This is a genomic window from Massilia sp. YIM B02769, assembly GCF_030411995.1.
In the GTDB taxonomy this organism is placed as follows: domain Bacteria; phylum Pseudomonadota; class Gammaproteobacteria; order Burkholderiales; family Burkholderiaceae_D; genus Telluria.
In genome coordinates this window covers 71,363-96,112 of the sequence record NZ_JASNRC010000017.1, presented here as the reverse complement: position 1 = coordinate 96,112, position 24,750 = coordinate 71,363, and the positions used below count along the sequence as shown (strand labels likewise).

Annotated in this window: 27 protein-coding genes; 3 read left to right on the top strand and 24 right to left on the bottom strand. The window is 66.4% G+C overall.

What is annotated here, in order from left to right; genetic code table 11:
* Positions 1-410: 410 nt before the first annotated feature.
* The 7 genes from QPK31_RS23540 to QPK31_RS23510 form a co-directional block, all read right to left on the bottom strand.
* Positions 411-2,681, bottom strand: a complete 2,271-nt coding sequence (locus QPK31_RS23540; RefSeq protein WP_290425326.1) for an SUMF1/EgtB/PvdO family nonheme iron enzyme — start codon at positions 2,679-2,681, stop codon at positions 411-413.
* A 6-nt stretch (positions 2,682-2,687) separates the two neighbouring features.
* Positions 2,688-4,865 (bottom strand): hypothetical protein, encoded by a 2,178-nt coding sequence (locus tag QPK31_RS23535; protein WP_290425325.1) that lies wholly within the window; start codon positions 4,863-4,865, stop codon positions 2,688-2,690.
* 99 nt (positions 4,866-4,964) lie between these two features.
* On the bottom strand, positions 4,965-5,978 hold the full coding sequence (locus QPK31_RS23530) for a hypothetical protein (RefSeq protein WP_290425324.1): 1,014 nt from the start codon (positions 5,976-5,978) through the stop codon (positions 4,965-4,967).
* The gene (locus QPK31_RS23525) at positions 5,975-7,048 is read right to left on the bottom strand and encodes a hypothetical protein (RefSeq protein ID WP_290425323.1); all 1,074 of its coding nucleotides are present in this window, start codon (positions 7,046-7,048) and stop codon (positions 5,975-5,977) included. The genes QPK31_RS23530 and QPK31_RS23525 overlap by 4 nt, the downstream gene beginning before the upstream one ends.
* Entirely contained in the window at positions 7,045-7,599 is a 555-nt protein-coding gene (locus QPK31_RS23520; protein WP_290425322.1) for a hypothetical protein, read from the bottom strand. The genes QPK31_RS23525 and QPK31_RS23520 overlap by 4 nt, the downstream gene beginning before the upstream one ends.
* A gap of 2 nt (positions 7,600-7,601) precedes the next feature.
* Positions 7,602-8,924, bottom strand: coding sequence for a hypothetical protein (locus tag QPK31_RS23515; protein WP_290425321.1), 1,323 nt, complete (start codon positions 8,922-8,924; stop codon positions 7,602-7,604).
* Positions 8,925-9,092: 168 nt separating this feature from the next.
* Positions 9,093-12,284, bottom strand: coding sequence for a penicillin-binding transpeptidase domain-containing protein (locus QPK31_RS23510; protein ID WP_290425320.1), 3,192 nt, complete (start codon positions 12,282-12,284; stop codon positions 9,093-9,095).
* Between the two features lie 217 nt (positions 12,285-12,501).
* On the opposite strand from QPK31_RS23510, the gene QPK31_RS23505 reads away from it, so the two are divergent.
* Entirely contained in the window at positions 12,502-12,741 is a 240-nt protein-coding gene (locus QPK31_RS23505; RefSeq protein ID WP_290425319.1) for a hypothetical protein, read from the top strand.
* A 219-nt stretch (positions 12,742-12,960) separates the two neighbouring features.
* On the opposite strand, the gene QPK31_RS23500 is transcribed toward QPK31_RS23505, so the two are convergent.
* From QPK31_RS23500 to QPK31_RS23420, 17 genes are all read right to left on the bottom strand, one after another.
* On the bottom strand, positions 12,961-14,061 hold the full coding sequence (locus QPK31_RS23500) for a tyrosine-type recombinase/integrase (RefSeq protein WP_290425318.1): 1,101 nt from the start codon (positions 14,059-14,061) through the stop codon (positions 12,961-12,963).
* Between the two features lies 1 nt (position 14,062).
* A complete protein-coding gene (locus QPK31_RS23495) occupies positions 14,063-14,251 on the bottom strand; it encodes an excisionase (protein WP_290425317.1) in 189 nt (62 codons plus the stop codon).
* Positions 14,251-15,075: a Lar family restriction alleviation protein gene (locus QPK31_RS23490; protein WP_290425316.1), complete on the bottom strand. Its 825-nt coding sequence runs from the start codon at positions 15,073-15,075 to the stop codon at positions 14,251-14,253. Before QPK31_RS23490 ends, QPK31_RS23495 begins: the two co-directional genes overlap by 1 nt.
* A 181-nt stretch (positions 15,076-15,256) precedes the next feature.
* A complete protein-coding gene (locus QPK31_RS23485; protein ID WP_290425315.1) occupies positions 15,257-15,772 on the bottom strand; it encodes an HNH endonuclease in 516 nt (171 codons plus the stop codon).
* Positions 15,769-16,338 (bottom strand): hypothetical protein, encoded by a 570-nt coding sequence (locus QPK31_RS23480; RefSeq protein WP_290425314.1) that lies wholly within the window; start codon positions 16,336-16,338, stop codon positions 15,769-15,771. Before QPK31_RS23480 ends, QPK31_RS23485 begins: the two co-directional genes overlap by 4 nt.
* Positions 16,339-16,342: 4 nt before the next feature.
* Entirely contained in the window at positions 16,343-16,702 is a 360-nt protein-coding gene (locus tag QPK31_RS23475; RefSeq protein ID WP_290425313.1) for a hypothetical protein, read from the bottom strand.
* Positions 16,695-18,530 carry a hypothetical protein gene (locus QPK31_RS23470; protein WP_290425312.1) on the bottom strand — a complete coding sequence of 612 codons (1,836 nt, stop codon included), beginning with the start codon at positions 18,528-18,530 and terminating at the stop codon, positions 16,695-16,697. The genes QPK31_RS23475 and QPK31_RS23470 overlap by 8 nt, the downstream gene beginning before the upstream one ends.
* Positions 18,531-18,544: 14 nt before the next feature.
* Positions 18,545-18,979, bottom strand: a complete 435-nt coding sequence (locus QPK31_RS23465) for a recombination protein NinB (protein WP_290425311.1) — start codon at positions 18,977-18,979, stop codon at positions 18,545-18,547.
* Positions 18,976-19,155, bottom strand: a complete 180-nt coding sequence (locus tag QPK31_RS23460) for a hypothetical protein (RefSeq protein ID WP_290425310.1) — start codon at positions 19,153-19,155, stop codon at positions 18,976-18,978. Before QPK31_RS23460 ends, QPK31_RS23465 begins: the two co-directional genes overlap by 4 nt.
* Positions 19,152-19,796 (bottom strand): lambda exonuclease family protein, encoded by a 645-nt coding sequence (locus QPK31_RS23455; RefSeq protein WP_290425309.1) that lies wholly within the window; start codon positions 19,794-19,796, stop codon positions 19,152-19,154. Before QPK31_RS23455 ends, QPK31_RS23460 begins: the two co-directional genes overlap by 4 nt.
* A complete protein-coding gene (gene bet / locus QPK31_RS23450) occupies positions 19,789-20,544 on the bottom strand; it encodes a phage recombination protein Bet (protein WP_290425308.1) in 756 nt (251 codons plus the stop codon). Before bet ends, QPK31_RS23455 begins: the two co-directional genes overlap by 8 nt.
* A gap of 152 nt (positions 20,545-20,696) precedes the next feature.
* On the bottom strand, positions 20,697-20,912 hold the full coding sequence (locus QPK31_RS23445) for a hypothetical protein (protein WP_290425307.1): 216 nt from the start codon (positions 20,910-20,912) through the stop codon (positions 20,697-20,699).
* Positions 20,909-21,277 (bottom strand): hypothetical protein, encoded by a 369-nt coding sequence (locus QPK31_RS23440; RefSeq protein WP_290425306.1) that lies wholly within the window; start codon positions 21,275-21,277, stop codon positions 20,909-20,911. The genes QPK31_RS23445 and QPK31_RS23440 overlap by 4 nt, the downstream gene beginning before the upstream one ends.
* A gap of 132 nt (positions 21,278-21,409) precedes the next feature.
* Positions 21,410-21,610 carry a hypothetical protein gene (locus QPK31_RS23435; protein WP_290425305.1) on the bottom strand — a complete coding sequence of 67 codons (201 nt, stop codon included), beginning with the start codon at positions 21,608-21,610 and terminating at the stop codon, positions 21,410-21,412.
* A complete protein-coding gene (locus QPK31_RS23430; RefSeq protein ID WP_290425304.1) occupies positions 21,607-21,969 on the bottom strand; it encodes a hypothetical protein in 363 nt (120 codons plus the stop codon). Before QPK31_RS23430 ends, QPK31_RS23435 begins: the two co-directional genes overlap by 4 nt.
* An 861-nt stretch (positions 21,970-22,830) precedes the next feature.
* Complete coding sequence (locus QPK31_RS23425; RefSeq protein WP_290425303.1) at positions 22,831-23,322, bottom strand: hypothetical protein; 492 nt, start codon at positions 23,320-23,322, stop codon at positions 22,831-22,833.
* Between the two features lie 5 nt (positions 23,323-23,327).
* Positions 23,328-24,077, bottom strand: a complete 750-nt coding sequence (locus QPK31_RS23420) for a helix-turn-helix transcriptional regulator (RefSeq protein ID WP_290425302.1) — start codon at positions 24,075-24,077, stop codon at positions 23,328-23,330.
* A 90-nt stretch (positions 24,078-24,167) separates the two neighbouring features.
* On the opposite strand from QPK31_RS23420, the gene QPK31_RS23415 reads away from it, so the two are divergent.
* Both QPK31_RS23415 and QPK31_RS23410 read left to right on the top strand, forming a co-directional pair.
* The gene (locus QPK31_RS23415; protein ID WP_290425301.1) at positions 24,168-24,359 is read left to right on the top strand and encodes a hypothetical protein; all 192 of its coding nucleotides are present in this window, start codon (positions 24,168-24,170) and stop codon (positions 24,357-24,359) included.
* A 105-nt stretch (positions 24,360-24,464) separates the two neighbouring features.
* Positions 24,465-24,710 carry a hypothetical protein gene (locus tag QPK31_RS23410; RefSeq protein ID WP_290425300.1) on the top strand — a complete coding sequence of 82 codons (246 nt, stop codon included), beginning with the start codon at positions 24,465-24,467 and terminating at the stop codon, positions 24,708-24,710.
* The last annotated feature ends 40 nt before the right edge of the window (positions 24,711-24,750 follow it).

Sequence of the window (24,750 nt, the reverse complement as noted above, 5' to 3'; positions counted from 1 at the left end):
ACGGTGGGCACCCCGTGCCCACGCGAATGTTCGCGCCATGTTAGCGCTACTTCAAACGAAGCAAACGCCTATTGTTGACGATCGCAAATGATCATTTGGAAGCGCTGTCAACCACCCAGTAGCGCAGCACAGAAACCAGCCAACAAGACGCACGCATCCGCGTGGGCACGGGGTGCCCACCGTACGATCAACGTTACCGGCAGGCTCAATGCCCCTGCGGCAACAACACCAAAAAGATCAGCGCACAACCGGCCAGCAATGCCGCCTGCAACCCGAACACGATCGCGGGAATGCGTAGCTCTTCCGGGATTTTCATGACAAGCCTCCAAAAGGAATGACAGGACCCTTGGAGCCTTCAGCCTACGCCGCCCGCGCAGCACCGGCGCACGCTAGCCCATGATCAATCGTACTCAGGAAACCTTCGTCTCGGCCTCGTTCGCCGGCAATTCCCGCACCACCCTGAACCCCACGATATCGTTCGCCATCACCGCCGAGAAGCCGTTGCGCAGCGCCGAGCGCAGGTAGCGCGGGTTGTACAGCCAGGACCCGCCGCGCAGGATTCGCCGTGCCCGGTCGCCGCCCTCTTCCCAGGCGCTGCCGTCCAGCGGCGCGCCCTCGTAGCTGTCGTGCATCACGTCCTGCACCCATTCCCAGACGTTGCCATGCATGTCGTGCAGGCCCCAGGGATTCGGCGCGAAATGCGTCACCGCCGTCGTGCCGCGCCGATACGCGCCGCGCGCGCCGCCGTTGTAGGTGAAGTTGCCGTCGTAGTTCGCCAGCTCGGTGCTGATGCTGTCGCCGAAGCTGAAAGCCGTCCTGGTGCCGGCGCGGCAGGCATATTCCCACTCGGCTTCGCTCGGCAGGCGGTAACGCTGGCCGGTGCGTTCCGACAGCCAGGCGAGATAGCGCCCGGCGTCCAGCCAGGACACGCCCACCACCGGGTGCATCTCGCTCTGCGGAAAGCCCGGCGCGGCCCAGTTGACGTCGCCATCCGGCTGCCAATCGGTGGCCTCGACAAAGGCGCGCCACTCGCCCACCGTCACCGGATAGCGGCCCAGTGCGAACGGGCGCGCGATGCCGACCCAGTGCTGGGGCGTCTCGCGCGCCAGCCAGTTCTTCTGGGCGCCGGCGGCCATGGCGATCCTGCGTTCGTGTTCGGGTGAACCCATCTGGAAGCGGCCCGCACGCAGCACCACCAGTTCCGGTCCCTGCGCGCTGCCGTCGAGGAAGCGGTCGCGCATCAGGATCGCTTGGGGCGGCGCTTGCGCCGCCTCCGCTGCCGGGGCATCCCTGGCTTCGGCGGCCTTGGCGCGCAGCTTTTCCTGTTCGGCCAGGTAAGCCGCCGCTGCCTTGGCCTGCAAGACCTTGCGCTGGGCGTCGTCCTGGGCCTGGCGCGCCTTGGCCACTTCCTCGGCCTGGCGCACGCGCAGCTGTTCGCGCAGGGCTTCGCGCCGCGTACGTCGGGCCTCTTCCGCTTCCTGGCGCTCGCGGCGCTGCTGTTCGCGGCGCGCGCGTTCGGCCGCGGCCTGGGCGGCGACGGCCGCAGCGGCGTCGGCGCGCGCGCGTTCGCTCAGGGGGCGCGGCGGCCGTGGCGCTTCGGCAGGCTGGCTGGGCAGCGCCTCAGCCGGCGCGGGCATCGCCGCCGGTTCCTCGGCGGGGGTGACAGGCGCCTCGGCTGCGGCCGGCTCCTCCGCAACCGCACCGGCTGCCTCCAGGCGCGTCAGCAGCACCGACACGCTCTCGGGGCGGTCGGCCGGATCGCTTGCCAGGCCGGCGCGCAGTGCCTGCCAGCGGGCCTCGTCCAAGGTTTCGGGCTGCGCCGGCACAGCGGCCGGCAGCGCACCGCCAACCATCTGGTAGATCATCGCCGCGACCGCGTACACGTCCAGCGTGCGCGCCGGCGTCAGGCCGGGCGTGGCCGCTTCCGGCGCGCGGTAGCCGGGCGTCCCGGAAATGGCCGGCGCCTCCAGCGGCGACACCGCGCCCTGGCGCGCGCGCGCCGCGATGCCGAAGTCGAGCAGCTTGACCTCGCCCCTGGCCGTGACGAACACGTTGGCCGGCTTGATGTCGCGGTGGACCAGGCGGTGCCGGTCCCACGCGTAGTCCAGTGCGTCCGCCACCGGCCGCAGCAGCGCCAGCGCGCGGTCCAGGGCCAGCGGCGCGTCGCGCGCCAGCAAGGCGTCGAGGTCTTCGCCCTCCAGGCATTCCATGATCACGAAATAACTGGACGTGGCCGGGTCCTGGGCCCAGTCATACACGCGCACGATGTGCTCGTGCGCCAGGCGGCGCGCGCGCGTGGCTTCCTGCACCAGCAGCTTGGCGTGGCCCGCGCTTTCGGTCAGTTCCGGCGACAGGATCTTCAGCGCGACCTGGGCGCTGTGGCCCAGTTCCGCGTGCGTGGCCAGGTCGGTTGCCTGCCACACCTGGCCCATGCCGCCGTGCGCGATCAGGCGTTCGAGCCGGTAGCGGCGGTTGGCCGGGCCGACCTGCTGCCCCTGCATCAATCCCAGCTCGGTGCCGCGCGGCGCGGGCGTGCGCGATTCGGCGGCGGGCGCCGCCTCCGGCAGCGCGTGCGCCGCATCGAGGATCGCGTTCTTGCGCTGGTCGAACTCCTGGCGGCTCAGCAAGCCGTCATCGTGCAGCGCGCGCAGTTCGCGGATCTTGTCGATGGCAGTCTGCATCGGTGTTCAGTCCTGCAAGCCCGCGCCGCAGGCCGCGCAAAAGCGGTCGCCGTCGCGCGCCGAGTGGCCATTGGCGCAGCGCCGGGTGTCCGCCACCGCGCCCGCCACCTGGGCCTGCGCGTGCAGGGCCGCCTTGTTGACGTCGTTCTGCAGGGTCAGCAGGTCGACCTGATGCCGCCGGTCCTTGTCGACCTCGGTGTCGCGGCGCGCCTGTTCCTGGCGCACGGCGTCCTGGGCCAGGCTCGCCGCATCGAGCGCACTCAGCGCGCCGCCGGCTTGCACCACGCCAGCCAGCGCCGCCAGCTGGGCCGCGTCCATGGTCGCGTGCACGCGGGTCTTCATGTAATCGGCCAGCACGGCGGCGTTCGGCGCGGCGGCCACGGCCAGCTTGGCGCTGTCGTCCATGCGGCTGATCGATTCGTTGCGCGCGATCTCGATGCGCGCCAGTTCCAGCGCGTGTTCCAGCTGTGCCGCGCGTTCGGCGCGCTCGTGGCCGAGGCGGCGCAATTCCTGCTGCCAGGCCGCTTCCTGCTCGGCGCGGCGCTGCGCATGCTCGCGTTCCTGCGCCATCAGCTCGACCTCTTTCGCCCGCTGGGCCTGGCGGTGCTCGGCCTCGATGGTGCGGAGCAGCTTTTCGTGCTGGGCGATGGCCTCCTGCTGGCCGCCCTCGCGTTTCAAGGCATCGATCTTTTGCGCCATGCGCTCGGCTTCCAGGCTTTCCGCGCGCTGCAGTTCGCGCAGGCGCTGCCCGCCGGCCAGCTCTTCCCACTCCTGTTCGCGCTCGGCGGCGCGGCGGCGCGCGGCGTTCGCCAGCACCACCAGCGCCAGCTGGGCCGCGTGCTCTTCCTCGTCGATGGCGCGGGCGCGCTGCGCGGCGAGATCTTCTGCCACACGCAGGCGCGCCAGCTCGTCGCGCTGGCGTGAGGCGTCCTCGATCTCCCTGGCCTGCTCGACCTTGTTACGGATCTGCTGGAGCAGCAGGGTTTGCGAAAAACGCTGCTGCGCCAGCTGGCGCGATTGCAGCGCTTCCTGCTTCGCCACCTCGAGCGCGCCGCGCATGCGGATCGCGGCCAGGGCCTGCAGCTCGCGCCATTCGGCGGCTTCAACGGCGCGCTCGCCGCGCCGCTTGGCGAAATCGTGCTCCACCTCGGCCAGCACTTCGCCGGCGCCGCGGGCAATGGCTTCGCGGCGCGACTTCGATTCGGCCACGCGCGCATACAAATCGATCTCGCGGGCGCGCAGCGCTTGCGCGCGCTCGGCGTTGGCCAGCGTGCCTTCGGCGCGGTCGAGCGACTCGGTCTGGCGCAGTTCCAGGCGGCGCAGGCGCAGGCGCGCTTCATGCTCTTCGTGGCGCAGGCGCTTCCATTCCTGTTCGTCGTAGAGTTCGTCGAGCTGGCGCGCATGCTCCATCTGCACGCGGCGCTCGTCGGCGGCCAGCCACAGCGTGCCGATGCGCGCGCGGTTGGCATCGAATTTGTCGTGGCGTAGCGCCAGGGTCTCGACGCCGGCCACGCCCAGGCCGTAGGACGCCAGCAGCAGGCGCAGCGCGCCCTGCAGGCGCTCGTCGAATTGCGGGCGCAGGTCGCGGTTGTCGGCCATCTCGCGCAGCGACTGGGCGCCGACGAATTCCGCCGCCAGCTGGCGCACGGCCGGGGCCAGCAGTTCGCGCAGCTGGGCGCTCTTGATCACGCCCGGCATGGTCATGAAGTGGCGCGCAAAGGCCGGCACGTTTTCCACGCGCAGGCTGACGGTGAAGCGCGCCGCCACTGTCAAATGCTCGACGGTTTCCAGGTCGTCGAACGCGAATTCGACCGGCAGCGCATTGGTGCGCGTGATCAGGATCTCGGCGTGGCTGTCACGCAGCAGGTGGTTCAGGCGCGTGAAGAAGCCTTCGATCTCGTATTCGCCATGCGGCACTTCCGTGGACTGTTCGCCCTGCAGGATGTAGGCGCGCGCCGTGGCCGGCACGCGCAGGGTCTTCACGAACAGGCCGGAAAGCGCGTTCACACCGAAGAACACCGCCAGTTCGTCGGGACCGGCGACCCAGCGGTTCTCGACCAGCACCGGCTTGTTGCGCGGCGCGCCCAGCGTGATGCCGCAGGCCGCGCAATAGCCCGCGCCGCCCGCATTCTTGTGCTCACAGCGCGGGCACCGCGTGCCGCCAAAACCGAACATCTGGAACATGATCCGACTCCATCCTTTTGTCTAACCCCAAGCCCGGCGATTCTAGCAGCCGGGAGCCCGGCAATACCCTGCGCACACGGGGTATTGCGTGCTTCTCCCTCAGATAATGCCGATCCGCTCGACGCAGGCCAGGCTCGCGCCCCTGGCCCGCAGAGCGTCGCGCAGGCCGGCCGGCAGCCCCGCCTCCCAGGCACGCGGCAGCAGGACGCGGTCGCCAGCTGCCGCCTCGCGCTCGATCAGCGCGCATTTCGGCGCCAGCCCTTCCACGCTGTCCACCTGGCCGGCGTGCCAGGCGCTTGAGCAGCCGCTGGCGATGATGCGCCCGCGCGGCACGAATTCGCGCCCGCGCGCCAGGCGGTCGGCCAGCACCAGCGCCAGCTCATACGAATTACCGTGCAAGCCATCCTGGCCGAAACGCACCGTGGTGCGCCAGCGCGGGGCCGACTCGCCGTCGAAGTGGCGCGCCCCAGCCAGGGCCTGGCGCACCGCGTGCTGGCGCGCGCTGTCAAGGCCGGGCACGGCAATGGCTTCGTCGTCCGCCGTGCCCGCGTCGAGCGGATACACGCTGACCTCGACCCAGCACAGGCTGTCGTTGATGCCGCCGCTGTGCAGCGGGAACCAGGCGCGCGCGTTTGAGACCGCATCGGCCACGTCGGGCTGCCCTGTCAGGGCGCCAAGGTGGCGCAGGCCTTGCGGGCCACCGAGCAGCGCGCCGTTCGGCGCGTTCTTCGTGTCGTGCCCGTCGATGCGGCCGCGCTGCCATTGCGCCGACCAGCCCAGCGCCAGCGTGTGCGGACGCAGCGGAAGCAGGCCGCGCACGGCGCGGTCAGCCAGCACCACCGCCAGCTCCCAGTCGCGTTCCTGGGCGCCGGGTGCGCGGTCCACGCTGATCACGACCTGGTCGCGGCTGTCGTGGCGCGCCTCGGTGTGCCGCGCCAGGCGCGCCACTTCCTGCATGCGCGCGGCAATTGCCGGCGCACCCGGCGCGCTGCACTTGATGTCGGCGCGCCCGCCACGCGGCCGCCGCGTGGCCGTGATGGTGACGATGCCGCCGTCGGCCAGCAGGCTGCGGCACACCGCTTCGCCCATCGGTTCATTCTGGTGTTCGCTCATGCGGCCTCCTGCGGCGCCACCAGCTTGCGCTCATGGCTTGCCTGTTCGAGATTGGCGACGATGCGGTCGGCTTCATCGAACAGGGCTTCGAGTCCCTGGTCCTCGGCCAGTTCAAAGCGCGCCAGCAAGGCCCAGGCTTCGTCGAGCGCAGCGGCCGCCTCCACGCTGTTGCGGGCGCGGCGCAACTGCTGGTCCATGGCCAGCGGCTGGCCCGGTGCGGCCAGCGCCAGCGACGGCATCGTGCTCGCCGCCAGGCACACCAGGTCGAACCGCTGCAACAGCGACTGCTGCTGGCGGAACAGGGCCTGGCCGCTCGGCAGCGCCGCCTGGCGCACGCGGCACATCAGGCAAGGCAGTTCGAGGAAGAGGCGGCGCAGCGCGCGCGCGTCTGCCACCGCCGGATCGAACGGCTGTTTCTGCCCGCTGGGCTGAAGGACGGGCGGCGTTGCCGGCGCCGTGCCGAGGAAAGGTTCGTCCGCGCCATGGATGGCGCGCGTCCGCAGTTCTTGCGCGAAGTCGCGGCTGGCGCGCAGGTCGACCGGCACGCAATCGTCGACCGTGACGCCGAAGCGCGTGTACAGCAGCTGGTTCAGGCCGGCGCGGAAGGCATTCCACTCGTCGAGCGTGGTGCAGGGTGGCAGGTCAAGGTTGCCTTGCGCGAGTTCGCGTTGCAGGGCGTCCTCGACGCGCGCCGAGAAATCGGCAAGCAGCAGTTCGCCGGCGCCTTCGCTGGCCAGGAACAAATCGAAGCGCTGCTGGCTCACGCGCGGGTCGGGGCTGTCGATGGCGAAATGCAGGCGCAGCCCGATTTCCGGCGCGGCGGCGAAGGGCAGCAGGTCGCAGCCGTAAGGCCCCGGATGGAAGCACCAGCCGCTTTCGCCTTCGAGCAGGTTGATGCGCCCGCCGGCGCTGATGCGGCGCGTGTGGCCGGCGCGGTCGACGGCCACGCCGACGCTCGACGCCGGCAAGGCGCAGCCCGAGGCGATCGGCCGCGCGATCGCCTCGACGCCCAGTCCCGCGGCATCGAAGGCCGGCGCGCGCGCCATGCGCTTGAACAGGTCGAACATCATGCCAGCGGGGCCGGCAGCACGCTGAAGGCGGCGCCATGCTGCTGGAAGTGTTCGCCGGGCGCGTCCGCAAACGGCCAGGCGCATTCGCATTCGCCATCCGGGTCGAGGCGGCCCTGCAGCACTTCGGCGCCGGCGCCGTCGAGCACGCGCAGCAGCGCCGCCTCGCGCAACAGGCGCGCGGCAAACGGGGCCTCGGGCGAGAGCTGCAGGATCACCCGTCCCGCCACGAAATGCAGGCGCCAGTAGCCATCGTCGGTGGCCAGCTGGCCCAGCGCCGCGCCGCTGTCGGCCGCGCGCAGCATGCCGTGGCTGCCCCGCCAATCGTCGTCGTTCGCGGCCTGCGCACCCTTGCGCGCCAGTGCCAGCGTGCGCAGGCGCCGCACCGTCAGCGGCGAGCCTTCCAGTGCCGCGCGTTCGCCCTGCGTCAACGGGCGGCTGCCATCCAGCGCCGCCAGCAGCACGGCATCGGCCAGCATCAGGCGGTCGCCCTGTACACGCCGCGTCAACAACAGGCGTTCCTGCAGCTTGCGGTCGATTTCGCTCGTCGTCATTCTCATCCTCCCGTTCGTGGTGCCGCTTCCAGCCTGGCAATGGCCGCGTCGCGCCGCTTGCGCAGCGTCGGCAGCGAAACGCCGTCCAGCGCCGCCAGTTGCTGCATGGTCGGCAGCGCGCCGGTGGCGGGGTCGCGCCAGGCGTCGGGGTAGGTGTCGTCCTCGCCGCCCAGCAGCTTCAGGTACACGGCCAGGCGCACCGGCAGCGAATCCTGCGCCAGCAGACGGCCGGTCCAGCTGCCCGGATCTTCGGCCGCGCGTGCCGCAGACAGAAAGCCGGGGGGAAGTGAAACAGACTCCGCCCGCCCGCTTTCCGCCGGGTCGTCGTCGGGCGCGGATGCTTGCGGCGGCACGTAGGGAGCAGACGCGGGCGCGGGCGCATCCAGCTCATCCTCGCGCGCTTCCAGGATCAGGTCCGGCCCCGGTGTCGTGGCTTCCTGCGACGCGTCCAGCACGCGCCAGTAATCCTCGATCCAGGCGCCGGCCGTGTCCTGGTCGTGCAGCCAGTCCTGGTCGCGGTTGCTGGAGATGGCTTCGTATTCGCCGATCTCGGACAGCATCTCGGCGATCTTCGCCGGGCTGTTCTTGAGGGCCTCGAAACGCTTCGATTTCGTGTGCAGCGGTCCGGGCGAGCCGGTGAAGCGTTCCAGGGTTTCGCTCCAGCGCATGATCCACTCGGGGCGGCAGCCGCCGACCGTCTGCAGCTGGCGTACCTCGATCGGCACCGAAAACGCGACCGGACGCCCGAGGATCGCGCCTACCTGCGCCGTGTGCTCGCGCCAGCCGGCGAACAGGCGCGCTATCTCGCCATAGGCCGTGTCGAGCATGCGGTAGGCGTAAATGCGGTTCGGGCTGCAGGGGCGGCCGCAAGCGATCTGGTAATTGTCGGCGTCGACCTTGTCGCGCAGGACGGCGAACATGTCGTTGACCTTCTTGCGCAGCAGCGCTTCGCCGCCGGGCTGGCGCCAGAACGCCGGTGCGCGTGCATGCTCGGCGCCCAGGGCCGTGCGGAAGGCATCCCAGTCGCCAGGGCGCGCGGCCAGTTCGTAGGCCAGCGACAGGGCCAGCTCGCCGACGGTCTCGCCGTAGCTGTTGCCGCTTGCCTGGGCGCGCGCCGTGCGGCCGGCCGCGTGCAGCGCTTCTGCGAGCAGGTCGACGTACAGTGCCAGCGCTCCGTCGCTCGGCGCGGGCGCCAGCAACTCGCTCGGATCGACGCGCGCAAAGGCGTCGAGCGAACAAGCGCCCAGCAGTTTTCTGACCTGCTCCCAACCCGGTTCCTGGTATCGGGTTCCCGGCAAACGCATACCTTCCTCTTGTGTACGCATGCGAAAAACTCCTTCATGGCTGCGTTGCGTCGTCTCGCCGTACTAGCGTACTGTCTTCGACGCCGCGCCTTGCCCTGAAGGCTTTTTCACACGCTATGTGTGTCCCCCAGATAACGAACTTTATAAATCATGCCACACAAACACGAAATTCAGGCGCGCTGGAGAAGCTCAATTGCCCTTCTGTTCAGCCTTTTGCGCCAGCATTGAACGCAATAGCCCGGCCACGACCGGCGCCGCATGCGCCCCGCCCGTCTCCCCGGAGCGGCTGACGAACACGGCAAACGCCAGGCGCCGGTCTTGCCCGGGAATGCTGCCCGGCTCCAGCCAGCCGGTGAACCAGACCGTGGCCTGGTCGCCGTCGCCAACCGGCGCCGTGCCGGTCTTGCCGTACAGGCCGGGGCGCAGGCCGTCGAATTCGGCGCCGCGGAAAGCGCCCGCCGCCGTGCCGTGGGCCACCACGCCGCGCAGGCCGGCGCGGATGCGGTCCAGGCGTACGCCGAGCTTGTCGCCGGCCTGTTGCTGCGCCTTCTTCCCGTCCAGCGCCAGCAACAGGCGCGGGGTGATGGCGCGTCCTTCGCCGACCGCGCCAGCAGCCAGTGCCATGTGCAGCGGCGTGGCCTGCATGCGCAAACCGATGGCCATCTGGCGCAGTTCGTGGCGCGAGCCGACCGGGTCGCTGGCGGCGATGCTGGCTTGCAGCGCGTCCCAGTTGCGCCAGCCGTAATCGGCCGGCAGCAGGCCGCCATCGAGGTGCAGCGGCCGCTCGAAGCCGAGCCGGCGCGCCATGGCGACGCTCGGTCGCACCGCGTCGAGCGCACCGGCATCCAGCGCGCGCAGGCTGGGCGCCCCGCCCTGCGGCTTGCCGAGCAGGCTGCGGTCGCCCAGCTCGGCGGTCCAGGCGAACCAGGTGTTCAGGCTGTAGGTCAGCGCCTGTGACAGGCCCAGCTTGCCGTCCTGGGCGCGGCGGTCGAGGTGCTGGTCGCGGAAGTTGGTGATATAAGCGCCACCCGTCTGCACCGGATACGTCGCGGCATCGGTACGGAAGGCATAGCCGCCGCTTGCCGCCGTGGCGTTGATGGCGGACAGCGGCATCCCGTCGAGCAGTGCGTCCAGGCGCGGATTCGATTGCGCCGCCAGCTCCAGGCCGAGCGCGCTGACGATTTTATAGGTCGAGCCCGGGCTGCGCTCGGCGCCGCCATCGTGCTGCAGGGCCGCCTGGCGCAGCGGGCTGCGCGCCGGGTCGACACGGTCGAAGTCGCGCAGTTCGTTCCACGGGGCGTCGACGACTGCGGCGTCCGCGCGCGCACTGGCGGCGGCCAGGATATCGCCACTGCCGGTGTCGAGCAGCACCAGCCCGGCCTGGCGCCCGCCTGGCGGCGCCACGCCGCCGCTGCAACGCGCGCCGTCCCACTGTCCGCGGCGCAGGCCGATGCAGTCGAGCGCGCCCTGGGCCGCGGACTGCAGCGCCAGGTCGAGGGTGAGTGTGGCCTGGTGCGGGCGGCCGTTCGGCGCCGGCAAGCGGCCCAGCATGCCGGCGATGCTGTTCGCATGGCCCTCGCGCACGCCGAGCAGTGTCGCGAGCCCCGCAGCGTTTGCCGCGTCGAGCGGCCGTCCGCCCTGCCACAGCGGCTCGCCCTGGCGGTCGGCCAGCATGACCGGCGCGGCGGCCGGCGCACCCACGCGTCCGGCGTCGGGCAGCGCCTGCCAGCGCAATGCGCGTCCGTTCAGCACCAGGTGGCGGTAGGCGGCATCGCCGCCGCTCCCGAGCGTCGCCATGTCGAGCGGCGCCGCTTCCAGCACCACCTGGCGCGCGCCGGGTAACAGGGTCAGCGTCAACTCGCGCACGTCATCGGGCCGGGTACAGGCACGTCCGCCGCAAACAGCATGCGTATCGATGGGTTGCGCGCCTTCGATGCGCCCCACGCGCCCGGCCAGCATCACGTCGACCCGCTCGCCGCCTTGGGCCGGACGCGGCAGCGCCAGCGCCAGGCGGGCGGTGTTCGCATTCGCGGGCCAGTCGGCGATCCGGCTCCACGGCGCCCAGCCCTGCGGCAGGCGGTCGAACAGACGCGCGGCGACCAGCGGCATCGCGCTAGTGGCACTCACTGCCACCGGCCCGGCGCTGGCCCGCCAGGCGCCTCCCAGTGCGTTCGGGCGCAGACGCCAGGCCAGCAGGCGGCGCTCGCTGTTGAAGACGCGGATCTGTTCCAGCACATAGGCGCCATCCGCGCGGTAGTGCAAACGTTCGAGCAGTTTCAGCCCGGCCGCATCGAGCTGGACGCCGTCCCAGCTACGCAGGTCGGCGCTGCGCTGTCCCGGATCGGCGGCGCGCCAGCGTGCCAGGTCGCGCGGCGCCGCCTCGACCAGGCCGGACGGCGACAAGCGGATGAAACCATGTGCATACAGGCTGTCGAACAGCGCGCCGTCTTCCAGCCGCGGCGTGGCCGCAAGCGGTACACGGTATTCGCCCGGCGCCAGGGTGGCCGTGCGCATCGCGCCATGCACCGGGAAAGCCGCTACCTCGGCCTGCGGGACAGCACCCGCCGCCGGCTGCCAGCGCTGCAGCACCAGCTCCCCGGCCGCCGGACAGGCCGCGCTGGCGCGCCGCATCACGCGCAGCGCACCGGTGTCGCCCCAGACCAGCCAGCCCTGGCGGCCCAGCAGCGCATCGCCGCCTTTCGCGATCGCACCGCTGCTGGCGTCGCCGATCCAGCGCGCGGCCGGCGTGCCGCTCCAGCTCACCCGCAACGGCGCGCCGCCCCTGGCGCTGCCTGCGATGTCGAGCTGGGGCATGGCCTGCCCCGCGAGCACGACGTTGCGGAGGGTGACCGGGCTGGCGGCGCTCTCGTTGCGGGCGGCCCAGCGCGCGACGTCGGCAAACGGGTAGCCGATGCGCACCGGCGAGATGCGGCCGCTGGTCCTGTCCAGCATCTGCTCGCACAAATCGATCACCACGGGGCGCTCGGCGCGCATGCCTGAGACCACCAGCAGCGCGCCGTCGCCATGCGGATTCAGGCTGACGCCGGCCCCGGCCGGCACGCTGAAGGCCAGGCCGGGCAGCGCCGGCTGGAAGGCGTCGAGCTCGCGCACCAGGCCCGAACTTGCGCCATTTCCGTCGGCGGCCGCGGCCAGTGTGCGCGCGTGGTGGGCAATCAGGATGCCGCCGCCGATAGCCAGCGCCAGCGCGCCGACGCCGAGCCAGAGTCCGGGACCGGCATGCGGACGCGCCTGTCCGCTCGCCTCGACGGCAGCCGCGCGGCCCTGCACAGTGCGGCCGCCCGCCCGCAGGTTGCGCGCGCGCCGCCGCGCCCGGTGGCTGGAGGCCAGCCCGCCCAATACCGTGGCAATCATTCCCTGCATCGACATTCCTTCCGCGCGGCGCCGCCGTGGCCGCTTATCGCGCAGGTCTAGCGGAGGGAAGGAGAAAAGCATGCAGATACGGCCGAGTAGCTGCACGTTGAAGGCTGTTTTATGCAGGTCATCCCGCCTTTTGTGCGGCTCGTCGCAATCCGCTGTCACCCCGGACGGCCCTCGGATACAGTGCATCCATCGAAACCCCACCCGCAAGGAGAACACCGTGAAGATCGCCAAGCACATGGAAGTCGTTTTCGTCGTTGCACTCGCCGCCGCCGGCTCGTTCAGCTACTTCGCCGATGGCGTGAAGCCGGCGCAAGCCCGCCCCGCCGCCATCCAGGATTCGAGCATCGCCACCGAAACCAGGATGGCTGTCGTGGTCGTGAAGGGCAAGCGTCCGAGCGCCGCCGAGAAACAGCAAATGCTGCTGGCCGATCGCCGCGCTCCAGGGAGCACGATTTGATGTCCCGCGCGCGCCGGGCACTGCCTTGATCGGGGCATGCCCGGCAGCGGTTTCGCTGTAAAGTCTTTCCTTCCCCTCGCCTTTTCCCTCCTGTTCTTCTCCAGCTTGTCACACTGAAGCAGCAATCTGTTTCAGATGTAAGTATTTGCACCTCAAAGCGCGCCCGTATCTAAAGGCGATCTCGGATTTTTACAGAAATCCGTTCAAAATTTCACGAAATCACTTCGCCTTGATGGCCTTCCAGCCACCTCGCAAATCGTCGTATTTCAGCGTCATCTGGGCACTTTTGTGGCCCAGCATCGCTTGTGCGAAGTCGGCCCCGAACTCGTCACGGTAGAGCCGTTCCGACAGGCTGCGGATCTCATGGAACGAAGGTGGCGTGCGCCCCTCCTCCGCCTCGATGCCAGCCTTCTCGCGCGCCTTCTGGAACGCGACGGCTATGCGTGGTCCCTGCACCTTGTCGCCCGGCTTGGCTACAACCGATCGCTCGGTGTAGTGCACCAGGTGGCGGCTCACGATCAGGTCGCGGCACGCGGCCACAACCTCCCCCACCGATGCGCCCACCTTCGCCAGCCTGATCGCGCCATCGATCTGCAGCTTCGTCTCGCCACCCGACTTGCCCTGTGCGACGTGTAGGAAGCCGTCCTTGTAGTCGGCGAACTTCATGTTGGCGATGTCGTCGCGCCGTTGGCCGGTCACCAGGGCCAGCATCATCGCGTTCTTCGCCCACGTCGACGCCTGCGCATGAATAGCCCAGAACTGTTCCAGGCTAAGCCTCTCCCGCTTGACCCTGTATTCGGGGTTGAACGTCGCCGCAACCGGGTTCTTTCCGACCTCGATCACCCCCTGGGTCTCCGCCCACCTGAAGATGTCGCTGAGCTTCGACCGCATGTTGCGCGCCATGGCCGGGCCGCTCGCTTTCGCAAATTCGGCCAGGTATGTTGCAACATGAACAGTCTCGATGGCCTTCATTCGCATCGTCCCGATGTCGGATTTTTCCAGCCTGCTGAGCAGATGGTTGGCACCGTTCAGGGTGTTCGCCGTCGGCGCGGTCTTTTCTTCCCACAGCTGCCGATACACCGGCAGCCAACCGGCCAGGGTGTAATCGGTACGGCCCAGCACCCAGTCGACCAGCGACGAAGGCTCGCGAGTGGCAAGCGCCGCGTTTGCCGCACGCGCCGCCTGGATGGCCTTCGCCCGGTCCCGGCCTATCCCCTTCTGCGTCTTCTTCTCCGGATCACGGTAGGAGTAGTATCCCGCCGTGTTCACGTACAGATTGGGCGGAAGTGCCCGGTTCTTTGCTTGCCTTGCTCGCCCCATATCAGCTCACGTATCGCGCGTCGCGCTTCACCTGCCACGATTTGCCGACTTTCTGCGGCTGCGGCTGGATGTGCCCATCATGGACCCAGCGGCGCAGCGTGTTCTCGTGCGGCACCTTTGAAAACATCGTCGCCGCCCATTCCTGCAAGGTGACGTACCGCGACTGGATCGTTTGTTTTGTTGCTGACATCATTCTCTCCTGTCTGCGCCTACCGGCGAATTGTTAGGGGATGGGGCGGCCGGCATCGACTGCCAGTGTGTTGGCGTGTAGATATGATGCCCATGATTCCACCAGTACGCGCCGTCGAATAGAGCGGTGCTTACGCTTTGTTGCGGCGGCGCGTTCACGTATTCGGTGCGGTGCGACACGATTACCCACTTGCCCGCTTCCGGCAGCTGATCCTCGACGCTGATCCACGCATCCCCGGCCTGCTCGGTGCTCACTGGCGCAGCCTGGGTTCCGAGCGGGCAGTCCTTGTGGTGGTCCGTCCAAACGCAATTTGCATCGCAGAAGGCGTCCGCCGGTACTGGTGCGGTGCCTTGGGCTGCGCTACGAGCGGCGAGCCACATAGTTCCGGCATCAACCTCGAATGCTTTATAGGCATCACGCTCGGTTCTGGTCGGGTATTCACGCATGTAGACGCGAAGGAACTCCCGGCGCTCGGCCTCTACGTCCAGCTCGCGAGCGGCGACAGGGGCAGATCGAGGCTTGCAGGTGCAGCGGGTCGGTAACTGGCTGGTCGAGTAATCGCAGCCGTCGTCGTGCTCCCGCCCGGTGCTGGCCGGTGCTGGCTGCTCTGCTGGGGTGCGGCGGTTCCATGCCGTTGCGGCTTCGCTGATGGCCTCGTCCTTGCTGGAAAGCCAGCCATCCAACGTGAACGCCTGCGCGCCCTGAGCTTCGCAATCACCGCATGTCACATATGCGTTGTGAAAGTTGTCAGGCTGCACATCGTAAGCCGACGTGCTCAAGTTCTTGCTGCCACAGAACGGGCACGGCTTCAATTCTTCGCTCATCTCATTCCTTTCATATTCTTCGGTGTGCACACAGGCTTGCTGCTCGCCCAGGAGTGTCCGCAGTCGGAGCACTCGGGTGGGCACGGATACTGGCGAGGCTGCTGGGCGTGGCGGTGGGCGTGGGTGGCGACGAGGGCCAGGCCGATCACCGCCAGCAGCCACAGGGCGAAGCCGAGGCGGGTCATGCTTTGTCCTGGCCGATAGGGTTTAACACAGCAAATTCGCCAAAATACTTGATTGCTGCTTTGTTGTAGGCGTGCGCGGCCTCATCAATGCTGTCAAATGTGCCGAGATGCTTAGCCACGTAGTTCACCTTGATATGTGCGCAATACCGCTTGCTTTTATTACCGATGCGGACACCCTTGAGGCCTGTGCGAGAGCGCGCCGCGGAATTTGCGGTGTTCTGGGATTTCGTAGCGAGTCGCAGGTTGCCGATCCTGTTATTTAGCCGGTCGCGGTCGGCATGGTCGATATGACCATCAGGCCACGCGCCGTAATGCAGCGCCCAAGCTAGTCGATGAGCACGTAGGTTCTTGCCAACGACGGAAACGTGCAGGTAGCCACTGTCGTTCTTTGTCGATCCGATCGGCTTCGTTATGTCGGCGATTTTCCCTACCGGCTTCCTCAAATAAATGTCGCCAGTATCCGGGTCGTAGCGATAGTAATCCCGCAGTTGTTCGATTGATGGGAGGGTCATTGATCTGAATCCTTCTGCATACGGCGGGATGCGGCGATAGCGTCCCAGGTGAACAGGTCATGCACATTGATGCCAAGTTCAGCCCAGGTAAGACTTTCGCCCGACACCTTGCCTCGAAAGCCCTTGGGGTCTTCTTTGAAAAACGTGACGTGACCGTCCTTTTGCTCGACAGCGTAGCCGTAGGGCTTCGGCAGTTCCGCCACCTCTGCTATCTGCGGGGATGGGGTGGCAAGCTTTGCGCGGATTTCGGCGAGCAAGTCCGGCCACGCGCCTTCGACGTAAGTGCGATCCTCTTCGGGCATCTTGTGGTCATCCCAAATGTCGATCATCTGATCGCACAAGTTGCGCCACTCGTCCTGCACAGGCGCGACAGGCTGGGCTGCGCGACGGGCAAGGGCGGCGCGCAATTCCTTAATGCCCATTCGCACGTCAAGGGCGCGGTTCATAACCGTCGTCGGCGCGCTCGACTCTTGCAGATGGTTTTCGATATGCGAGAGATCGCGCAATGCTTCTTTCGCGGTGTTGTCGAGGTCGGCCAGTGCCGGGGTGGGGGTAGTAGTGGTCATGGGGTCAGCCTTTCCGGCGCCGCGCGCCTGGGTATTGTGGGTGCGATGGGTACAGCGGGTCCGGCAGCGCGAATTCCAGGATGCACTTCCAGTTCGTCCGGTTGTTCAGCACGACAGGGCCGGCGTCGTTGTCGACCGTGCCCTTCGCTGGCGGCACGGCCAGCGCGTCGAGCAGTTCGCACGGAACGGCCAGGGTGTCATCGCCCCGGTGGTAGTAATCGCGGAGCGCCATCACATCGTCCTCACGGTACTTCCCCGCCCACGAGAGCGGCCACGCATAGCCCTTGTCGTCGGGGCGCCACACCGTGATATAGGCGTGCTCGCGGTTCGTGTGTTTCACGCTGACGATGTAGCAGTCACGCATCGCCTGCCTCCGAGCTATGGGTAGGGGTTGGGCTCTCGATTGCTGCCTTGATCGCAGCGCGCGGGCTGTCCTCGTAGACCTCGGCCACGGTGCGGCGGTGGGGCGCGGCCATGTGGTACTCAATGACGCGCCAGCCGATCTCGTTATCGTCGCCACCAGTCGGCATGTTGAACGCTTCCAGGCCCCACGATGCATGGCCCAGCGCATCTAGCAGCTTGGTATCGTCGGCAGTCTGTGCCGCTCCAGTAGTGGAGGCGGAAGAATTTCCGCTGTCGGTGTTGTTCGTAACGCCGCCCTGAGCGCGGCACCGGCTGGCCAACACCTCTTCCAGTTCTTCGATTTCTTTCACGGCGGCACGAACCAGCATCGCGGCGTAACCGGGATCATTGCCAGCCCAGCGGCGAAGCTCGGCCATCACCAATGGATTCGCGCCGTGTTGGCTTGCGGGTGCCGCGAAGGGCGGCGTTACGTGCGACGAATCCGACTGCTGCTCGACCGGCGCTGCTGGAGTGGAGGCGGCAGGGGCAGCGGCGATTACGTCGGACAGGAAGCGGTAGGTAATTGCTGCCAAGCCGATGTCGTCAGCTGCGGGCTTACTCACGAATGCGCCGCCCCATTTCGCGCTGTGCAGCCGGATCGTGCCGGGCGGGGTGTATTTGTCGAACTCGACCGTCCAGCCTTCCGGCACTGCCGCTGGCTTGGTGGCGAGAAGGGATTGAACGTCGTCCACACGGTAGTAGTCGCCAAAGGCGCAGTCAGCCATGTAGGCGCTGCTCTCGGTGAAAGCGATGTCGTACCGCGTCAGCTTGCTCAGGTCGGCGGTCGGCTTGGTGGAACCTTCTGACGAAGCTTCTTTAGTGGCGGCAGATACTGCGGCGCGGGCCTGCTCGTCGGCCATGACGAGGTTGTATGCCTGCTCGCAGGCCATCGTGTGACCCATCAGGATTGCCGAGTGCAGCGCCTGGTCACCCTTCCAGTTGCATGGCAGGTTGAACACTCGGTCGGCCAAGCTATTGCTGTAGCCAGGCTCAGGAAATTTTGGGGCTCCATCGCCTGGTCCACCAGCGGAAGACGCAGCGCGTTCAGCTGGCGATGTGGACGTAGATGGTGCGCGGACATCGCCAACCGCATCGTTGTATCCGGCGCTGTACCCTTTCTGCCACGAAGGCTCGTGCCATTTGGCCAGCTCATCGCCCGATGCGGTAGCACCAGAGGCGGCGCGATTGCCGAGGTGGTCGCGCACGACATCGGTGTAGTCGATGTCCGAGTGCCATTCCTGGCCGCACGCGGCGCAGACGTACTGGTTCTCGACATTCTCATCCGGCGGTACTGTTTCCATACTTCCGCATTCGGGGCAGTACTCCCACGCTACCGAGGCAGGAGCTGCGGCGGTGGCGCGCTCGATGCGGGCGATCAGGCCGAGAACAACGGCAGGGTTGGCAGCAGCGATGTAGGCGACCTCGTCGGCGCTTGGGGCGACGTCTTCCCCGATTATGATCCGGCCGTGGGCGTCCACAATCCGATGGCCGCTTTGCGCTCCATTGTCGGCATATTCTTCCGCCGCGGACCACGGCCCTTCGCTCGTCGCCACTGCCAGCGCCTTGAGCTGTTGCAGGTCCGGGGCATCGCCCGAGGTAGCGGCAGGAGCGCCGTTGCTCAGCAGGTACAGGATCGCCGCTTTCGGCCCGGCCGCGACGACCTGATCGCTGTCGAGGTCCAGCATGACGCCAGCGGCGATGGCCTGCTGTTCGAGCAGCGCGACGGCGGCGGCGCGCAGGTCTGCGGCACGGCGGCCGCGCTCGGCGGTGATTTGTTGGTGGTCGTTCATGGTCTCTCTCTGGTTTAGTTTTTGTGGCTGAATGGTTCGCTCCAGCGCACTTCACGCGCGGCACCGAAGGCATACAGGAACTCGATGAAGGCCGCGGCCTCCTTCACGTAGAACTCACGGGACTGGACGCCCAGCTGAACGATCCGGCGCCCGTCGAAGCTCGGGACCACGCGCGCGTCGTGGTGCAGCGGCGTGCCGGCGGCGCGCATCTCGTCGGCGAACTCGTCGATCAGTAGGCGCTTCATGTCGTCGGCATCCCACTTCCGGCCGATGTGCTCCACCTGGCGCGCGATGTCGCCGATCATGGCGTGGTATTTCTCTTCCTGGATACGCTTCTTGGCCGGCTCGGAGATCACCACCATGAAGCCCGGCGGCGCGTCCATCACGCAGCGCGCGGCGTTGTTGCGGGCCTGGTCGTGGGCCAGCACGAAGGTGCGGCGGGCGCTCAAGGCGTCACCTGCTTGCGCACGCCCACAAAGTCCACGCAGATCAGGCGCTCGATCACCGCGCCCAGCGGCATGTCGAAGTGCTCGGAGACGGCGGTGACGATCTCCAGGTCGGATGGCTCGGGCTGCACGGCGTCGGCCAAGTCAACCAGGCGCGCCCATGGCACGATGGAGTTCATGCAGCCTCCTTGAACGAGTTGAACAGGTCGACCTTTGCCTGCACTTGCGCCAGGAAGGCGAGAACGTCCTTCTCAAGCTGGGCGATGTACGCCTCATCGCGCGCGATCCGCTCGCGGTACAGCTTCAGGTGCTCGGCGCCGGCGTGCATTCGCGGGTCGTAACTGCAGAAGTCGATCCAGTCCAGGCCCAGCACCCACATTTGGCCCTGCACCTGCGGCTTGTGGTGCTCGGGCATGCCGGTTTCCCAGGTCAGCAGGTGGATCGCGCTGTTGTGCGGACACTTGATCTCAATGCCGCCCTTGGCGCCCACCAGGCCATCGGACGAGGCGCCGATCCAAGCGTGCGCCGGGTGCTTCACGAAGCCGACCTCGCGCACGATGCTGCCGGTCTCTTCCTCGTAGGCGGCGCGCGCGTACGGCTCGGCGTCCGTTCCCCACTGCATGGCGAAGCTGCTCGGGGTCTGTACAGGCTCGCCGGTGATGCGCTCTACCACCAGGCGCATCAAATAGTCCTCGCGGGCCTTCAGCGGCTGCCCGTTCCGGCCGGTGGCCAGGATGTCGGCAAAGCAGCTGGCGGTCGCGTGGCCGCAGCGATCAAGTTTCCAGTCGGCGCCGCCCTGGTTGGATTGGCGTTCAAGCATGGCCGGCCTCCTCGATCACGTTGGCGGCGCGCTTCTTCAGCGCGGGCAGGTGCGCGGCGAGCGCGCGGCGCTGGTCCTTCGTCAGCTTGCCCCAGATGTCTTCCAGCGCGGCGGTGCCGGTGTCGGCGATTGCCTCCAGGTCGGCCAGCAACTTCTCGTCGGCCTCGGTGAATTCGACGGTCATCGCCTGCTCGGCCACAGCCGCGGCGTTCTGGCGCGCCGGCGCCGGCCGGTCGTTGACGTCGACGATGCGCTCGGCCTCATCCTGGTCGTAGATGCCCACGTAGCCGAAGGCCAGGCGTGCGCACTGGATCATGGCTTTGTGGCGCAGCATGCGCTTCGGGTGCGACTGCCAGGGCTGGGTGCCGCGCTTGCACTCGCTCAGGTACTCGGTGACCTTGATCGGGTGGGTGCGGTCCTTGCGGAAGATGATGCAGGTGCAGCCCTCTTCATCCTGCTGGAACTCCATGCCGTCGAACTGCGGGTTCTCGTTGATGATGCGCGCCCAGCCGTCGACGCCGACCACCGGCACGATGCCGTTGTTCTTGTCCGGGAAGGCATAGATTTCCTTCGTCCAGGGGTTCAGGCGGTACTGGTTGGCGACGATCAGCAGCGCAGTCATCTGCGCGTCGGAGACCTGGCCCTTGAACGCCGTGCCCTTGAGCACGTTGATCAGGTCATCCGATTCAGGGATGTTGAAGATGCCGGCGAGCTTGGAGGCCTGCTGGACGACGAGAGCGGTGGACATCGTGGAACCTTTCTGCCGGGACTCTGCCGGCGTGGATTAAAAACCGAAGAAGAAGGTGCGCACCGCGCGGCGCTGCGCCTTGCGCGGGCCGAAGCCTGCAAGCAGCGACAGGCGGTACTGGGTCTGGTAGTGCTGGCGGAAGCGGCGGAGCATCACCAGCCTCCGATCGTGCGGCGCTGCTGCATCAGCTTCACCTGGCGGCGGTGCTCCAGGCAGATCAGCTCGCGGTCCAGTTCGATCTCCGCGTTCAGCAAGTCGATCTCGATCTCGGACGACGCCATGGCGCGGGCGTTGAACCACAGGGCCGCAGGCTTCAGGAACTTGCGCAGCCAGCGGCGCGGGATGCGGTAGAGGGTCAGGGCGGTCATTTGGCGCTCCGGGCGGCCAGCATGGCGTCGGCGTAGTACCAGGCCCAGGCAAAGAATTTCGCCTTGCGCTGCTCGTCTCGCCATGCGGCGCGCGCCTCCTCTGCTTTCCCATAGAGGGCTGCAAACTCCACTACCTCGCGATCGACCTCATCCGCGGTAAAGCACTCTCCCAAGCCACTGAACTGATCGCGTTGCGGCTCGGTGAGGCAAATTGGGCTTGGCAGTTGAGGCTGCGGCGTGGTCGGCTGATACCTGAACCAGTCCGGCGCTTTCGGCGCGCGCACTGCGAAGTAGTCGCGCAGCGACATCCCTCTTTCCGCCACTGGCCCCGTGCTGGGGAACGCCGGCTTGCTGTAATCCTTCATCCCTGCTCTCCTTGTCGTTGTGTTGTGTCCCACAGCAGAGCAGCCCGGTTTCCCCCCGAAACACTGGTTGAATGAATGTCCAGTTGGGCCGCTCTGCTGTAGTGGCTGGTTACGCCAGCCAGGCGGTGTGGATCACGGCGACGCGGCTGCATTCTTGCCGTGCTGGTAGATCAGCCAGCGCTCAGCCGATGCGTTCGGCGCGTGCTGGCAGGCCTTGCCGGCCCAGGCATCGAGCGCTGCGCGTTGCTCGGCCACATCGCAGTGCGTGCAGTCCAGATAGCCGTCCAGGTCCTTCGACAGGCTGCCGGTGTCGTTGCAGTGCGGGCAGTTCATGCCATCGCTCCAGCGAACAGGCGGTCGAAGACGCGGCGTTCGATGCGCGCCTCGCGCTCCGATTCCTTGCGGCGAGCCTCTTTGCGCTCCACTTGCTTGATCGCGTCGATCTCGCAAGCGTCGGCCATGGCCTTGGCGGCCAACGCGTTAAAGCCATTGCCGCCCTGCCCGGTCGCGGCGTCAATGAACAACTGCTTAGAAGCGTCAACGCTCAGGGCATCGAGTACGCAGTTGTGCAGGTCGCTGATCGCGCGGGTGTCGCCGGCCAGCAGCTTCTCGCGCCAAGCGCCCAACAGCGTGGCGCCGATCTCCGAAATCTCGGCGTCGCGTGCTTCTTCAGGGGTAAGGGTCTTCGACATCGCTTCTCTCCAGTTCGCTCAGGTGCTGAGCTCGTTTCGTTGGAGAGAATCTTAAGTCAGCTTGAATTCATAGTCAAGCTATCTTTAGACTATTTTTCAAGTGAACTTTACTTTTGGCGCTGCTGAACCTTACACCTGGCAGGCTGCATGCGGTCGCAGTGCGGCGCCGCGTCGTGCGTTACGACGAAAAAAGCCCCGGCTGGCGGGGCGTGGAGAATGGACGAAAAAAAGCCCGCTCGTGGCGGGCTGTACGGGTGCGAACCGTTTTAGTTGCTTTGCTTCGCCGGCAGCGGGGCCGGCTGGCGCCTAGGCGCTGAAGCTGACGCTACGCCGGACGGAACCAGGAGCGTAGCGGCCTCTTGCGAGGACTTGAGCCTGATGCGGAGGCAGCGCAGGAACGTGACCAAGTATGCGCTAGGTGACGTATGTTGTAAACGGTCGGGATCGGGTGTAGAGTTCGGGCAGCGGGCCGGCCCTAACCGGCCCGCGTACTCAGGTCACAACAGGCCGATGTCGTGGAGGGTCCGCAGCAACAGGGCAACTGCCCCGATTACTTTGGCCACGTCAGCAAGCCAGCTCACCTTTGCAAGGCGCTTTTTCATGGTTGCTCCATGAATAGGCAGTCTCGCAGCGCTGCTCGACCGCACGTTAATGGGTCGCGCTTTGGGCAGTTACTAAGGTCGTCGAGATTTGCTCACCCGCGACGGTGAGACCTCGAGGCTCATTGGCTGCCCTGTCGACGCAGTTGCCACTGCGCCGGGGTTGAAATGGCAGGTCAGTTCCAGCTGTCGCGAGCCGGATTATTGCCTGGGCATTTCTTCCCTACTCCGTACTCCCCGCGCCACCATGGGCGGGGATTATTTACAATACCTGACTAGCTGGGTTTCTAGGCGTAGTAGCCGTTTTGGGCAATGTGCGCGCAAGTTTAATTGCAGCAGTTGCGCCCTGACAGTTAAAACGTAAAACACGGAATTGCCCACTCTTCAATGGAAAGGCGAACCCGACTTCTCCGCCGCTTTCAAATGCAGAAATAGTTGCATTGAAGTCGTCGATCAGCAGGTAATACGAATCCCCACTGGAGGCGCAAACCCCTGTGCTGGAATATGCGCCAACATTTGAATTGAGCATAACCGGGTAACTCGCTCCATCTTCGCAGCTAAAATCAATGCTTATAAACGCGCTACATGTCTTCTCGGAAGGAGTGCACATCACGCCAGCCGTTGATCCTGCCGCGCCGCCAACGCGGGCAACGCGCAAATCCTTCAGCTCGGACACTTCCCAATTGCCGAACATTTGAGCTGCTTGAGCCGAGACACAAAAGACACCTGCAATAAAAGCAAAGAGTATTTTCATAATTTTTAGAGCCTGCCAGTCAACACCCGCGTCGGCTGAATAACCACGCGCCCCACAATACTGCACTGCCCGCTTTTGACATTCACTGGTTTGTGATCCGAATTAAGTGAATGCAAATACCACTGACCGCCTTTAAAAAGCAGCTGTTTTACGCAGGCGTCGCCGTCAAAATTTACTGCGTAGACCTCGCGGCTAATTGGTTTCGTGTCTGATTTGTCGATGATGACCACATCATCCTCAAACAGCATCGGTTCCATACTTGTGCCGCGAACACGGACGGCAAGCAGATTGGCCGCCTTAATGCCGAGCGTTGCCAGAAGTTCGCGCGGCACCAACTCATGCCCGTCGCCATCCATATCAGGCTCGGTGTCGTAATTCGCTACACCCGCACGCAATTTCAGCTTCACGCGCGGGACTGCGACGGTATCGCTCTTCTCGCCCGTGCGTACGGGGCGCGCGTCAGGCACCTGGCCTGGCAGCTCGACAAATGGCGAGTCCAGCGTGGCTACCGCTTGCAGCTCAGGGGTCCTCGGCCCCTCCCCGGTCTCCAGCCACAAAGGATCGACGTTCAGGTGTGCAGCCAAGGCCCTGGCCCTCGGCGCATCTATGCCGTGATCACCCTTCAGCCAATTACCGGCAGCAGTATCGGAAACACCGGCCGCACGAGCTAGCTCAGCCTTCGTTACCCGTTTGCCATTCCGGCGCTTTTGCTCCTGCTGCATCGCCCACAGGAGTCTTTCTGATAATAAATTCATAAAGCTAGCTTACCAAAGCAAAAATCAAGATGGCTTGACTAATTTCTCAAGCTGACTTACGATGCAACTAAAGTCAACTTGAGAAAACTTATGGACCCGAATCCAACCGAGATCATCCAGCGTCTGGGCGGCACTACGAAGACCGCTGCCCTTTGCGAAGTAACGGCACAGGCCGTGTCGCAATGGCTGCACAACGGCATCCCCCGCGCTCAGCTTAAGTACATCCGTGTCGTACGCCCGGACGTGTTCGAAACGAAGAAGACCGCAGCGCAAGCCCCCTGATCCGGCGGCTTTTCGTTTGCCCGAAAAGTTGCCTGTAGTCCATTTACCAGCAGTACCGAAGTATCGAAGCGCCCCTACCCCGAATCACCCCACCCGGAGAAACACATGGCACCACGCAACATCGAAGTGAAAACCCTGTTCAACGCTGACGAGTTCGTCGAGCTGCAACAGGAATGCGCCGCAGCCGACGTCAAGCACAGCACCTTGCTGCGCAACCTGGCGAAAGGCTGGCTTGCTGACCGGAAGGATACGCGCCGGAACCAGCACGCGGAACGGCCAACCTACGGCCAGAACATGGCCATGTTGCTGCCCGGCCGCGCAGCACGCCCGCAACTGCGCATGCGCCTTTAAGGCCGGACAGTGGGACATCCAACCGATCAACCCGAGAGCA